Origin of the sequence: Pantoea phytobeneficialis, assembly GCF_009728735.1 — a bacterium.
GTDB classification, from domain to species: domain Bacteria; phylum Pseudomonadota; class Gammaproteobacteria; order Enterobacterales; family Enterobacteriaceae; genus Pantoea; species Pantoea phytobeneficialis.
This window is the reverse complement of sequence record NZ_CP024636.1, coordinates 1023282-1035777: the sequence shown is the minus strand read 5'-3', so window position 1 is coordinate 1035777 and position 12496 is coordinate 1023282. Positions and strand designations below refer to the sequence as shown.

The window sequence follows — 12496 nt, the reverse complement described above, 5'->3', positions numbered from 1 at the left end:
GAAGAAAATTCAGGTGACATGAAGAAAATTCATGTTGCGATGTTCGTTCTTCAATTTTCCTCAATGGAGGCACGCGCCTGCGCCATCTGACTCTCAGACAACGGCAGATATCCCGCCTCACTAACCCGACGCTGCCCCTGGGGTGACAGCACCTGATGCAGAAATGCCGAAACCAACGGCGGCAACGGTTTCCCGGGCGCTTTATTGACGTAGATATATAGCGGGCGCGACCACGGATAGCGGCCGCTACGGATAGAATCGGCATCCGGCATCACGCTTTCACCGCTATTGGTGACCACCGGCAGCGTCTTCACCCCACTGAGATGAAAGCCAAAGCTGGCGTAACCAATGCTGTTGGGCGTCGCTGCCACCGCCTGCACCACCGCCGCCGATCCGGGAAACTCCGCCACATCAGCACGGAAGTCGCCCTTGCACAGCACCTGCTGCTTGAAGAAGCCCCAGGTGCCGGACGCGGAGTTACGTCCGTAGCGTTGGATACTACGCGTGGCCCAATGTGGATCGGTCAGACCGACATCCCCCCAGCGCTGCGGCACCTGCTGCGCACCGCACAGACGCGTTACTGAAAACAGCGCATCAAGCTGCTGTGGCGCAATTTGCTTCAGCGGATTGTCCTGATTGACCACCACCACCAGCGCATCCATTGCCACCGGCACCGCCAGCGGAGGATAGCCATAGCGCGCGATAAACAGTTGGCGCTCATCGACCTGCATCGGGCGGCTCATCGCGCCAAGCTGGGCAGCACCCGCCGCCAGCGCAGTGGGTGCCGTTGATGAACCCGCCGCCTGTACCTGCACATTCACCCCCGGTGACTGACGGCTGAAATCCTCGCCCCACAACGTCATCAGATAACCGAGGGTATCAGAACCGACACTGCTCAGATTGCCCGCCAGCATGGTTTGTTGCCCCTGCGCCAGCACAGAGAACGACAGCAAAATGAACAGCAGCAACGATTTCATGCAGGGATTCCACGTAGCGGCGCGATTTATCGCGCAGTCTTTTGAGCGATTTATCGCGCAGTTTTTTGGTGTTCCAATTGAACGGCGCGCGATAAATCGTGCCGCTACGGGGAAATCAGAACGCTTATTGCGCCACATTCTCCCGTATCTGGCTGGCGACGATCAACCGTGACGGCAGGATAAAGCTGAAACACGTTTCCTGATGCGGCACGCTGGTGATTTCCAGCCGGGCGTTGTGGTGACCGAGGGCATGCTTAACAATCGCCAGCCCAAGGCCGCTGCCACCGGTAGCGCGCGAACGCGCTTTATCCACCCGGTAGAAACGTTCGGTCAAACGTGGCAGATGTTCCGGGCTGATCCCTGGCCCGTTATCGCACACCTTAAACTCGGCACCTTGTTTATTACGTAGCCAGCTGATATCAATGCGCGTCCCTTCCGGCGTATGGTTGACCGCGTTATACACCAGGTTGGAGATGGCGCTGCGCAACTGTTCATCATTACCCAGCACTTTGAGATGCGGATCGGTGTGAAAATGGATCTCATGACGCCCCTGGCTCAAAGTTTCCGCTTCGCGCTGGAGCAGCAACAGCATGGTCGGCACATCTACCGTCTCTTTCATATCGAGGGCGGGAGCAGCTTCAATGCGCGACAGCGTCAGCAGTTGCTTCACCAGGCTATCCATACGTCGTGTTTGCTCCGTCATGGTTTGCAACGCTTTGCTGCGTGAACGTTCGTTCATCACCGAATCGTTCATCATCTCCAGATAGCCTTGCAACACCGTCAGCGGGGTACGCAACTCATGGCTGACGTTGGCGAAGAAGTTACGTCGCGCGCCCTCCAGTTGATGCATTTGCGTCACATCACGCGCCACCATCAGCCACTGCCCTTCGCTGTAGGGCATCACGCGAAACTCCATATGACGTTGATTATTCAGCACCAACGTCAGCGGCTTATTAAAGTCACGCTGGCGGATATAGCGGGAGAATTCAGGATAGCGCAGCAAGTTGAGGATGTTCTGACCATTGTCTTCCGGCCAACGCAGGCCGAGATGCTGTTGCGCCAGGCCGTTACACCAGAAAATGATACCCTCTTCGGTGGTTAGCACCACCGCATCCGGCAGCGATTCCGCACCGCTGCGAAAGCGTTTGATCAGGTTGCCCAGCTCGCGACGACGACGACGGTTACGCAACTGCATTTGATACAGCCCGTAAAACAGCGGTTCCCAGCTGGCGCGTCCACCGGGCGGCGTCATGGATCGATCAACCCATAACCAATGGGAGAGTCGCATCAGGTTCCAGAAATGCCACAACAGCAAACCCAAGACCGCGATCAGCAGCAGCCAGGGGAGATAGCCAAATACCAGACCTAAAATCAGTGCCGGCAGACAGACCAGCACCAGTTCGGTCAATAATCTCTTCCAGGAGAGTCGTTCCAGCACGGTAAAGACTCCGTTTAGTAGCGAGCAGAGAAACGATACCCTGTTCCGCGTACGGTTTGTACCATGCGATCGTGGCCGGAGACCTCCAGCGCTTTACGTAAACGACGGATATGCACATCGACAGTACGATCTTCGACATACACATTGGTACCCCAGACATGGTTCAGCAGTTGTTCGCGGCTGTAAACGCGTTCCGGGTGCGTCATAAAGAAGTGCAGCAATTTGTACTCAGTCGGTCCCATCTCCAGCGGCGTGGCTTCGGACATCACGCGATGTGATGACGGGTCGAGGCTCAGTCCCTGCATCTCAATCACCTCTTCCACCGCCATCGGCGAAATACGCCGCATCACCGCTTTGATACGCGCCATCAACTCTTTCGGGGAGAACGGTTTGGTGATGTAATCGTCAGCGCCCACTTCCAGACCGCGTACACGATCTTCTTCTTCGCCACGCGCCGTCAGCATCATCACCGGAATATCGCGCGTCATGGCTTCACGTTTCAGGTGCTTGATAAACTGGATACCGCTACCGCCGGGTAACATCCAGTCCAGCAAAATCAAATCCGGCCAGGGTTCGATGAGCTTCCCTACTGCGCTGTCATAATCTTCCGCCTCAATCGGCTGGTAATCGTTCTGTTCCAGCACGAAACATAACATTTCACGGATGGGAGCTTCGTCTTCCACAACCAAAATGCGCTTAGCCATTATTACTCCTGCTGATATGACGGCTGTCACTGGGATTTGCGGCGTCATTATGCGTCAGTTTTATGACACTTTTATGAAAAACCCAACCCTGGAAATTTAGTGGAAAAACAGAAATGTGACAGCCGTGAGGCGTTTTTTTTGCTTTCGTGGTGAAGTCGTTATAATTCCCCATCGCTTTTTCTGGCAGGGAGCATCCATGCGCATCATCCATACGGCAGACTGGCATCTGGGCCAGTTCTTTTACAGCAAAAGTCGCGCTGCTGAACATCAGGCATTTCTCGACTGGCTGCGCCAGCAGATTGACCAGCATCAGGTGGATGCGCTGATTATCGCCGGTGACCTGTTTGATACCGGCTCACCGCCAAGCTATGCGCGTGAAATGTTTAACCGCTTCGTGGTGGCGTTGCAGGCCAGCCGCTGCCAGTTGATCGTTCTGGCAGGGAACCACGATTCGGTGGCAACGCTCAATGAATCACGCGAACTGCTTGCCTGCCTCAACACGCAGGTGATCACCAGCGCTACGCCGCAGGGCGAGCAGCAGGTGCTGACCCTGAAGCAGCGCGACGGTACGCCAGGCGCGCTGCTGTGCGCCATCCCTTATCTGCGCCCGCGCGATATTTTGCGCAGCCAGGCCGGACAGTCCGGGCGGGAAAAACAGCTGTCGCTGCTGGAAGCCATCGAACAACATTATCAGCACTGCTTTGCCGCCGCAGAGGCGCAGCGCGCAGCACTCGGGGGCAAACTGCCGATTATCGCCACCGGCCATCTCACCACCGTCGGCGTAACCAAAAGCGACTCGGTGCGTGATATCTACATCGGCACCCTCGATGCCTTTCCGGCGCAGGCATTCCCTGCGGCGGATTACATCGCACTCGGCCATATTCACCGAGCACAACGCATTGCTGACAGCGATCATATTCGCTACAGCGGTTCGCCCATTCCACTCAGCTTTGATGAGTTGGGCCGCGACAAGAGCGTGTTTCTGCTGGATTTCAGCACCGGCCTTGATGCCGTGACGCCGCTGACCATCCCGCTGTTCCAGCCAATGCAGATGCTGAAAGGATCGCTGGCGGATATCGAACGGCAACTGGCGCTGTTCAAAGAAAAAGAGGGCGAACTGGCGGTGTGGCTGGATATTGAAATCACCACTCAGGAGCACCTGAGCGACCTGCAACGCCGCGTGGAACAACTGACGGAAAACTTACCGGTGGAGGTGCTACTGGTACGCCGCAGTCGCGAACAGCGCAGCCGCAGCCTGGCGCGACTGGATAACGAAACCCTGAGCGAATTGCAGGTTGAAGAGGTGTTTGCGCGTCGTCTGGCGCTGGAAGAGGATCTGGATGCCGACCAGGCAGCACACCTTACGCAACTGTTTCGCACCACCCTAGCCGCGCTGGAGAACCCCTCTGCATGAAAATCCTGACGCTGCGTTTTAAAAACCTCAACGCCCTGCGCGGAGAATGGTTTATCGATTTTCGCCGTGAGCCATTTGCCAGTAACGGTTTGTTTGCCATTACCGGGGCCACCGGCGCCGGTAAAACCACCCTGCTCGACGCCATCTGTCTGGCGCTGTATCACCAGACGCCACGCCTCGGCGTGCTGTCGCAAACCCAGAACGAACTGATCACCCGGGATACCGCCGAATGCCTCGCCGAGGTGGAGTTTGAGATCAAGGGTGAAGCCTGGCGTGCCTTCTGGAGCCAGAACCGCGCCCGTGGTCAGGCCGACGGCAAATTGCAGGCTCCGCGCGTTGAGCTGGCGCGCTGTGCCGACAACCAAATTGTTGCCGACAAAGTGGGCGACAAATTAAAACTGATCGAAACCCTATCCGGTCTTGATTTCGCCCGCTTTACCCGCTCAATGATGCTGTCGCAGGGGCAATTTGCTGCCTTTTTGAATGCCAAACCTGGCGAGCGCGCCGAGCTGCTGGAGGAGCTGACCGGCACCGAGATCTACGGTCAAATCTCAATCCAGATTTTCGAGCGCTACAAAAGCGCGCGTGCCGATCTCGACACGCTGCGCGCCCGCGCCGGAGGAATGTCGTTGCTGGATGAGACGCGGCGGGCTGAGCTGGCAAGTCAGTTGGAACAACTCAATGCAGCCGAGGTCACGCTGAACCAGCAGCTCACCACTGCGCAGCAGCAACAACAGTGGCTGAGTCAGTCACAACAATTGGCTGGCGAACAGCAGCAGGCGCAACAGGCGTTGCAGGCGGCAGAAAACGCGTGGCACCAGGCCGAACCTGAACGTCAGAGGCTGGCGCGCGCCGAACCGGCGGAAAAATTACGCGATAAACTGCAACAGCGCACACAGCTGGAACAGGAAAATATCGCCCTCGCCCGGCAAATGCAGCAGGTGCAAGCGCAGCATCAACAGGCGATCCATGCCCAGCAGCAAGGTGAAGCACGTTTCCACACGGCCCAACAGGCGCGCGAGCAGGCACAGCACGCACAACAACAACTGGAAACGCTGCTGACCGAGCAGGTCATCCCACTTGATCAACACATCGCGACCCTGCAACAGCAGGTCAGCGAACAGCAGCGCCAGATAACGGCGCAACAGCAGTTGGTGCAGCAAAACAGCACCGCACTCAGCCAGCAACAACAGGAGAGTGAACGCTTACAACAACTGTGGGATGAGCAGCAACAATGGCGCACCCGCGAAGCCAGCGTCGCGGCCTGGGGCGAGCATCTGGCGCGCTGGCAATCCGACATTACCCGGCTGGATGAACGTGAGCTGGCCGTCACCCAGTTGAGCAATCAGCAACAGCAGCAACAACAGCAGCTTGAGCAGCTCCAGCAAGCTTTCGCTGCCCGTCAGCAGGCGCTGCCAGCCGCGCCTCCTGCTATCGATCAGGTCCGTGATACGTTAGCGCAACATCAGGTGCAACGTGCATCGCGTCAGCAACTGACCCTGTTGACGGCGCAGTGGCGTTCACTCCAGCCACAGCAACAACAACGTCAGGCAAAACTGGATACGCTTACCCGGCACTATCAGGCGGAAGAACAGGTTTTACAGGCGCTGCGCGAGGAGTGGAAGCGTGAGAATCAGGCGATGCTTGATGTGCAGACCATATGTGACCAGGAACGCACAATCGCTCAACTGGCCGATGAACGTGCCCGCTTGCAGCCTAATCATCCTTGCCCGCTGTGTGGTTCCTGTCAGCATCCGGCCATTGAGCAATATCGCCAACTGGAACCTGGCGAGAATCAACAGCGTCTTGCGGCATTGCAAACTCGTGTTGCTCAGCTCAAAGAATCCGGCACCGCCAAAGGTGAGCAGCAACGCCTGTCATTGCTGCAACAGCAGGCGTTGCAGCAGGAACTCAGGGAAATCGGGCAGCAGCTCAGCACGCTGAGTGAGCAGTGGCAAAGCTTGACCGGTGAGCTCGCGCTCACCTTCACGCTGGAGCAGCAGGACGATGTGACCCGCTGGCAACGCGAGCAGGATCAGCAGGAAAATCAGCTACGGGAATGGCTGGAGCATCTGCAACAGCAGCAACTGGCACAGCAGCAAATTACCAGCGTGCAGCAGACGCTGAACGATCTCAACCAGCGTAGCGAAGCCGAGCGGGCTGCGTGGCAGCAACTCAGCCAACAACTGGCACAGCAACTGACCCAACATCAGCTCACCCTACCCGCGCGCGAGGCGCGTGAAGACTGGTTGAGCGCGTTGCAGCTACGCTGGCAGAAATGGCAGGAGAGTGAGCGGTTACTCACCACCCTGCAACCGCAGCTGGCGAAAGCCAACAGCGAGCACCACAACCTGCAACAGAATCTTGCGCGTGAACAGCAGCGTCTCGCGGCGTTGCAACAAACGTTCAGCACCTTGCAACAGCAATGCAGCGAACAGCAACAGCGTCGGCAGCAACTGTTTGGCGACCGCCAGGTGCAGGCCGAACGTCAGGCGCACCAGGCGGCGCTACACAAATGCGAACAGGAAGTAGCGCAGCAATTACAGGCCTGGCAGCAGGCGCAAAGCGCCGCGCACAGCCTGGACGGCCAACGCGCGCAAATCGAACAGCAGCAACAGGCACAAACCGCTCGTCTGGAGGCAGCAACCCGAGATTTCCTCAGCGCTTTGCAGCGCAGTGATTTTGCCGACGAAGCCGCACTACGCGCAGCGCTGCTTGATGCTACCGATGTTGAGCAACTGCGTCAGCGTTTACAGGCGCTGGAACAACAGCATCAACAGCACATCACCCTGAGCCAACAACTGACGCAGCGCGTCACTGCCCACCAGCAACAACGTCCGGCCGAACTGAGCGACGAACTGGCGGCAGAGATCGGCCCCCGGCTGGAAAACTTGCGCGTGGCGCTGCGCGACAACGCACGTCAACAGGGAGAGGCACAGCAGCAGCTGTCCAGCGACACGCAACTACGTGAGCAGCAGCAGGCGCTGTTGACGCAAATCAGCAGCCACGAAGCGGAACTGGTGCAATGGAGCCAACTTAACGAGTTAATCGGCTCCGCCAAAGGTGACAAATTCCGCCGTTTCGCCCAGGGGTTAACCCTTGATCACCTGGTATGGCTGGCGAACCGTCAGCTCGATCGCCTGCATGGTCGTTATCTGCTGCAACGTCGTGCCACGGATGAGCTGGAACTGGATGTGGTGGATACCTGGCAGGCCGATGCCACCCGCGACACCCGCACACTGTCCGGTGGCGAGAGTTTTCTGGTCAGCCTGGCGCTGGCGCTGGCGTTATCCGACCTCGTCAGCCGCAAAACCCGCATCGAATCGCTGTTCCTTGATGAAGGCTTTGGCACGCTGGATGCCGAGACGCTCGACACCGCGCTGGACGCGCTCGATGCGTTGAACGCCAGCGGCAAAACCATTGGCGTTATCAGCCATGTGGAAGCGATGAAGGAGCGTATTCCGGTGCAGATCAGGGTACGTAAGATGAATGGTCTGGGATACAGCAAACTGGAATTGCCGTAACCGCACGGTGCGGCAAATTCTGGTTTTATCGACACCAGGATGAATGCCATAGCATTTGCAGAGTCGGTCTGTAGACTGGAAAACGGGTGCAATCCGAACTTTCGCGAAAACTATGGCACATGAATGAATTTAATTAACAAAATGGCGAGTCTGGCAGGCGGGATAGCGATGATGGTGTCGTTGAGCGCCTGTCAAAATTTTCAATCCGATCAGAAAGATGCACAAGCAAATTTGTGTCAGCCTGAAATTGCGCCGGGTAGCGTATCATGCAAATGGGCTGATGAGATGCAGCAAAAACTGGTACGGGCCTTCCACGATGCCAGCCACTATGCGGGCCAGCGTTGTCTGGTGCAACTGGAGTGGGAAAAAAGTGGACGCTATGCCGTCACCCAGACACAGGGCGATGAGCCACTGTGTCTGCGGGCCTGGCAATTGATTGGTCAATCGCAGGGATTACCGCCGCCGCCCGATCGCGGGCAGCCAGCGTGGTTTGGTTTTGCGCCGCAACAGGTCAGCTTGCCAGTCCATCTTGCCGCCACTGGCGCGGACTGATGCCGAACCAACGACGGAAGGCGCGGGAAAAGGCGCTCACCTCGGAATAACCCAGCAGCAGCGCCATTTCGGAAATCGGCAGTTGTTTCTGTTGCAGGTAATGGGTTGCCATCTCGCAACGTACCTTGTCCACCAGCGCGCTGAAGCTGATGCCCTCCTCGCGCAGACGACGCTGCAACGACCAGCTCGACAGCCCCATTTTATCGGCAATCTCTTCCAGTACCGGTTCGCCCTGGATCAGCGACAGATTGACCTGCGAGCGTGCCTGCTCCACCACGCTCTGCTGGCTGGCGCTGCTGTTAAGGCGACGGATCGCATCCTGCATCACCATCAGCAACATCGGGTCCTGCTCCGGCATTGCACGCAGCAGATCGCGTTTCGGGATCACCAGCGAGTTGAAAGGTTGATCGAACCAGACCGGGGCATCAAAGACTTTGCAGTGCTCATGCCACTGCTCCGGGCGCGGATGTTCAAAATGCACCTCACGCGGTGCCCAGTTTTTCCCCGCCACATGACGAATCAGGTTGAGAAACATGCCGAGCGTCAACTCCGCATCCTGACGCCGCGACAAAATCGCCCCGTGACGCACCTGATAATCAAGCCGCCAGCAGTCGCCTTTATCCACCAACCGCGTCAGGGTATCGTGCTGATGCCACGGAAAAGCATTAACCACGTTATGCAGCGCCTGCTCCAGCGTCGGCGAGCACAGTCCGATGTAGCCAATCAGGCCTAATGACTGCGGTTTGAACTGCCTGCCGTAGTGCAAACCGAAGTTATCAAAACCGGAATGTCGCGCGGCCTCTTCCATCACGCGGCAATAGTTAACCAGACCAAGACTCAGGGTCGGACTGGCGAGCAGCTCGGAATCGATGCCGCTGATGCCAAAGATGCGATCCACATCGCCGCCTTTGCCGGTAATAAAGTCGCTCAGGCCGGTGGCCGCTGCCGCCAGCACACCACGGTTGCTGGCGCTGGCCTGAGCCGATATGGCGCTGAACGCCTCGGACTGTCTCATCAGTGAATTCATGCTGACCTCACAGGATACGCAGGAGTGAATCGAATTACCGTATCCAGCAATTTTCGTACCAGGCGGGCAACGCAGAAAAAACAATGATCAGACGGGATAGTGAACGTGGCGAGCACCGTGACGGCGCAGCCACGCTCACTGATGGTGCATCAGGCCCCGACCGGCAGCTGACTGTTTTCCAGATAGCGACGACACAGGCGTACCGAATGATCCGCCCAGCGTGGCCCAAGACTCAACGCCATCTCGGTTTCGGCATGGGATCCCATCCACGCGGTAAGCTGGATACGGCGCTGGATCAGCAGCGTCGGTACCAGCGCCATCTCTGCATCGCTGATATGCCCCACCCGCTCATAACCCCGGATCCAGTTCTCCACCCACTCTTCGGCACGCGGATGGTGTTCCACGAAACTGATCGCTGCCGCCAGATCGTGCAAATACCAACCCAGACCGCAATCGTCAAAGTCGATCACCCGGGTTTCCCCTTTGTGCAGCAGCAGATTCGTTAAACGCAGATCGGCATGGATCAACCCGTAACGATCCGCGCCTTTGCCAAACCCCTGCAACTCCTGACCAACCCGGGCGATCGCTTGTTCCACCACCTGATGATCAGCCGGATTGAGGTTGGGGGCATCCTGCCAGCGTCCCCAGTGGCTCTGCTCGCTCACCATGGTGTGATGATCCCAAATGATGCGCTGGAAACCCTGCGGTTTCTGCCAGTTTTTGCTGTGCTGATGCAGGCGGGCAGTGATATGACCGAGCTGCTGGAAGGCTTTGGGATCGACATCGGTGGTCGGCATGTCACCCTCGATCCAGTGGAACAGCACCGCATGGCGTATTTCGCCATCGGGCAGGCGCAGGGATAACACGGTTTCGCCATCGTTGGCCGGGATCGCTTCCGGCACCATGATGCCGGTTTCGCGCAGTGCATCCAGCCACAGCAGTTCGCTGAGAATATCGGCTTTGCTGTGGTAGTCAGGACGATGCAGGCGCAGGGCGTAACGTTTCCCTCCCGCCAGCAACAGGAAAGTGGCGTTTTCGGAACGGCACAGCAATTTCAGCTCGCCCTGAAGTGCGGCGGGATAGCAGGCCAGCGCCTGTTGCGCCAGCACGGTGATTTCAGCATTTGTCAGGGTGTCGGATTGTTTGGCACTCATTCATCAGGCTCCAGGGATGACAACAGTGTTATCAGCATGGGATGACGTCGTCCTGACTGCTTGACCGCAGATGACCCAAAGTTGACCGCAGCGAGCATCTGGCACTTTTCTTGCGTCAGAGTTGACCGTGGAGGACAAAACTCACTGCGCCTGCGTCAAGTTTTCCCGTGAGAGGCAGCGGCATTATCCCCTTCACTGTAGCGCAAACGATAAACCGGCGCGGTGAATCAACCGCACTCAACAATAACGACGGGGATAAGATTATGACGAGCAAGCTCAAACCCACCCTGGGAACCCTGCATCTTTGGGGTATCGCGGTTGGCCTGGTCATTTCCGGGGAGTATTTCGGCTGGAGTTACGGCTGGGGCGTAGCAGGGACGCTGGGATTTCTCATTACCACGGCGCTGATCGCCACCATGTACACCTGTTTTATTTTTAGCTTCACCGAACTGACCACCGCGATTCCACATGCCGGTGGTCCGTTTGCATACAGCCGCCGCGCCTTTGGCGAAACCGGTGGCCTGATCGCCGGTCTGGCAACGCTGATCGAGTTTGTGTTTGCCCCTCCGGCCATTGCTATGGCGATTGGTGCTTATCTCAACGTACAGTATCCAGAACTCAACCCAAAAACCGCAGCGGTCGGTGCCTATCTGGTGTTTATGACGCTGAATATCCTTGGCGTGAAGCTGGCGGCAATGTTTGAGCTGGTAGTGACGGTGCTGGCGGTGCTGGAACTGCTGGTGTTTATGGGCGTGGTGTCTCCGGGCTTCAGCATTGCCAACTTTGCCGCCAACGGCTGGGCCGGTAGCGAGCATTTTGGTATGCCTGCGGTGTCGGGTATTTTTGCCGCGATTCCTTTTGCCATCTGGTTCTTCCTCGCCATTGAAGGCGCGGCGATGGCGGCAGAAGAAGCCAAAGATCCCAAGCGCACCATTCCGAAAGCCTATATCACCGGTATTCTGACGCTGGTGGTGCTGGCGATTGGCGTGATGCTGCTGGCGGGCGGTGCCGGTGACTGGCGCAAACTGTCCGACATTAACGACCCGCTGCCGCAGGCGATGAAGATGATCGTCGGTGAAAACTCCAACTGGATGCATATGTTGGTGTGGATTGGCCTGTTCGGTCTGGTCGCCAGCTTCCACGGCATCATCCTCGGCTATTCACGTCAGTTCTTTGCCCTGGCGCGTGCCGGTTATCTGCCACAGGGTCTGGCGAAACTGTCCCGCTTCCAGACGCCACATCGCGCCATTATCGCCGGTGGCGTGATCGGTATCGCCGCGATTTACAGCGACGGCTGGATTAACCTGCAAGGCATGAGCCTGACCGCAGCCATGATCACCATGGCGGTATTTGGCGCGATTGTGATGTATCTGATGAGCATGCTGAGCCTGTTCAAACTGCGTCGTACTGCGCCTGATCTGGAACGCAGCTTCCGCGCACCAGGTTACCCAATTGTGCCGGGCATCGCCCTGGTGCTGTCGCTGGTGTGTTTAGTGGCGATGCTGTGGTTTAACCCGGTCATTGGCGGCCTGTTTGTCGCGATTATGGTGGTGGGTTATATCTACTTCCTCGCGACCAAGGCGCAGCGCGACAACGCACCACAGGATTCGATGCTGGTCGGGGAATAAGGAAACGTAACGTAGCGGCGCGATTTATCGCGCGAGACACGAAAAAACCGCGCAATAAATTGCGCCGCTACGTCACAG

General features: G+C 57.5%; 9 protein-coding genes. 4 read left to right on the top strand and 5 right to left on the bottom strand.

The features are described 5' to 3' along the window. Positions 1-50: 50 nt before the first annotated feature. The 3 genes from CTZ24_RS04645 to phoB all read right to left on the bottom strand — a co-directional run bounded on the left by CTZ24_RS04645 (position 51) and on the right by phoB (position 3119). Positions 51-977 carry a PstS family phosphate ABC transporter substrate-binding protein gene (locus CTZ24_RS04645; protein ID WP_208724944.1) on the bottom strand — a complete coding sequence of 309 codons (927 nt, stop codon included), beginning with the start codon at positions 975-977 and terminating at the stop codon, positions 51-53. Positions 978-1101: 124 nt separating this feature from the next. Then, the gene (gene phoR / locus CTZ24_RS04640; RefSeq protein ID WP_208724943.1) at positions 1102-2415 is read right to left on the bottom strand and encodes a phosphate regulon sensor histidine kinase PhoR; all 1314 of its coding nucleotides are present in this window, start codon (positions 2413-2415) and stop codon (positions 1102-1104) included. Positions 2416-2429: 14 nt separating this feature from the next. Beyond that, positions 2430-3119: a phosphate response regulator transcription factor PhoB gene (gene phoB / locus CTZ24_RS04635; protein ID WP_021185878.1), complete on the bottom strand. Its 690-nt coding sequence runs from the start codon at positions 3117-3119 to the stop codon at positions 2430-2432. A 196-nt stretch (positions 3120-3315) separates the two neighbouring features. On the opposite strand from phoB, the gene sbcD reads away from it, so the two are divergent. From sbcD to CTZ24_RS04620, 3 genes are all read left to right on the top strand, one after another. Continuing rightward, positions 3316-4533 (top strand): exonuclease subunit SbcD, encoded by a 1218-nt coding sequence (gene sbcD, locus CTZ24_RS04630; protein ID WP_208724942.1) that lies wholly within the window; start codon positions 3316-3318, stop codon positions 4531-4533. After that, entirely contained in the window at positions 4530-8057 is a 3528-nt protein-coding gene (locus CTZ24_RS04625) for an AAA family ATPase (RefSeq protein ID WP_208724941.1), read from the top strand. Before sbcD ends, CTZ24_RS04625 begins: the two co-directional genes overlap by 4 nt. Before the next feature lie 123 nt (positions 8058-8180). Next, on the top strand, positions 8181-8609 hold the full coding sequence (locus tag CTZ24_RS04620) for a cell envelope integrity TolA C-terminal domain-containing protein (RefSeq protein ID WP_021185882.1): 429 nt from the start codon (positions 8181-8183) through the stop codon (positions 8607-8609). On the opposite strand, the gene qhpR is transcribed toward CTZ24_RS04620, so the two are convergent. Continuing rightward, positions 8569-9624 carry an AraC-like transcriptional regulator QhpR gene (gene qhpR, locus CTZ24_RS04615; protein WP_021185883.1) on the bottom strand — a complete coding sequence of 352 codons (1056 nt, stop codon included), beginning with the start codon at positions 9622-9624 and terminating at the stop codon, positions 8569-8571. The genes CTZ24_RS04620 and qhpR overlap by 41 nt on opposite strands. Before the next feature lie 161 nt (positions 9625-9785). Next, positions 9786-10790: a phosphotransferase enzyme family protein gene (locus CTZ24_RS04610; RefSeq protein ID WP_208724940.1), complete on the bottom strand. Its 1005-nt coding sequence runs from the start codon at positions 10788-10790 to the stop codon at positions 9786-9788. Positions 10791-11053: 263 nt separating this feature from the next. Between CTZ24_RS04610 and eat the strand changes: the two genes are divergently transcribed. Continuing rightward, complete coding sequence (gene eat / locus CTZ24_RS04605; protein WP_021185885.1) at positions 11054-12418, top strand: ethanolamine permease; 1365 nt, start codon at positions 11054-11056, stop codon at positions 12416-12418. Positions 12419-12496: the final 78 nt, after the last annotated feature.

What these genes read in the sequence shown, in the direction of transcription:
- CTZ24_RS04645 (WP_208724944.1), bottom strand. Translation starts at nt 977, where the DNA reads ATGAAATCGTTGCTGCTGTTCATTTTGCTGTCGTTCTCTGTGCTGGCG.
- phoB (WP_021185878.1), bottom strand. Translation starts at nt 3,119, where the DNA reads ATGGCTAAGCGCATTTTGGTTGTGGAAGACGAAGCTCCCATCCGTGAA.
- sbcD (WP_208724942.1), top strand. Translation starts at nt 3,316, where the DNA reads ATGCGCATCATCCATACGGCAGACTGGCATCTGGGCCAGTTCTTTTAC.
- CTZ24_RS04625 (WP_208724941.1), top strand. Translation starts at nt 4,530, where the DNA reads ATGAAAATCCTGACGCTGCGTTTTAAAAACCTCAACGCCCTGCGCGGA.
- CTZ24_RS04620 (WP_021185882.1), top strand. Translation starts at nt 8,181, where the DNA reads ATGAATTTAATTAACAAAATGGCGAGTCTGGCAGGCGGGATAGCGATG.
- qhpR (WP_021185883.1), bottom strand. Translation starts at nt 9,624, where the DNA reads ATGAGACAGTCCGAGGCGTTCAGCGCCATATCGGCTCAGGCCAGCGCC.
- CTZ24_RS04610 (WP_208724940.1), bottom strand. Translation starts at nt 10,790, where the DNA reads ATGAGTGCCAAACAATCCGACACCCTGACAAATGCTGAAATCACCGTG.
- eat (WP_021185885.1), top strand. Translation starts at nt 11,054, where the DNA reads ATGACGAGCAAGCTCAAACCCACCCTGGGAACCCTGCATCTTTGGGGT.